The following is a 1,010-nucleotide window of genomic DNA, read 5'->3' on the forward strand; positions in this document are numbered from 1 at the left end:
TTGGAATAAGGTAATTGAAGGGCGTTGACAATCTTTTCTTTAACCTTGAGGAAGGTTTTCAAGACAGTCTGAAAAAGAGGATGAACCTGCTTTAGATTTTCCTCAATAAGTCCGAAAAATTTGTCAGGCTCTTTATTCTGAAAGTGAAAAAGCAAGAGCTGATAGAGATTATAGTGGTGTTTCAAGTCTTCGGAATAGCTCAAAAGCTTGTCTAGAATTTCTTTATTCGTTAAGTGCATGCGAAAAGTAGGGCGATAAAATCGTTTATCGCTGAGTTTACGACTATCTTGTTGGATTAGTTTCCAATAGCGCTTGATGGCCTTGTATTTATGAGATTTTCGATCAAATTGATTCATGATTTGGACACGAACCCGACTCATAGCTCGGCTAAGATGTTGAACAATGTGAAAACGATCTAGAACGATTTTAGCACATGGAAAAAGCTGTTTAGCTAAGGCATAGTAAGGACTAAACATATCCATAGTAATGATTTTCACTCGACATCGGACCGCTCTATCATATTTAAGAAAGTGATTTCGGATGACTGCTTGTGTTCTTCCTTCAAGAAGGGTGATGATATTGAGCTTGTCAAAATCTTGTGCAATAAAGCTCATCTTTCCCTTGGTAAAGGCGTACTCGTCCCAAGACATAATCTCGGGAAGACGAGAAAAATCATGCTTAAAGTGAAAGTCATTGAGCTTACGAATGACAGTTGAAGTTGAAATGGATAGCTGATGTGCAATATCAGTCATAGAAGTCTTTTCAATCAACTTTTGAGCAATCTTTTGGTTGATAATACGAGGAATTTGATGATTCTTCTTAACGATAGAGGTTTCAGCGACTATCATTTTCGAGCAATGATAGCACTTAAAACGACGCTTTCTAAGAAGAATTCTGGTAGGCATACCAGTCGTTTCGAGGTAAGGAATTTTCGACGGTTTTTGAAAATCATATTTCTTCATTTGACATCCGCACTCAGGGCAAGACGGGGCGTCATAGTCCAGTTTAGC

At 38.1% G+C, this 1,010-nt stretch carries 1 protein-coding gene; it reads right to left on the reverse strand.

Going from position 1 to position 1,010, the window contains the following annotated elements:
• Positions 1 to 1,010 (reverse strand): ISL3 family transposase (locus tag PCY08_RS09945; protein WP_301560230.1); only part of this gene is annotated, 1,010 nt, incomplete at both ends.

Origin of the sequence: Streptococcus sp. SO4 (genome assembly GCF_030440055.1) — a bacterium.
Lineage (GTDB): Bacteria > Bacillota > Bacilli > Lactobacillales > Streptococcaceae > Streptococcus > Streptococcus nidrosiense.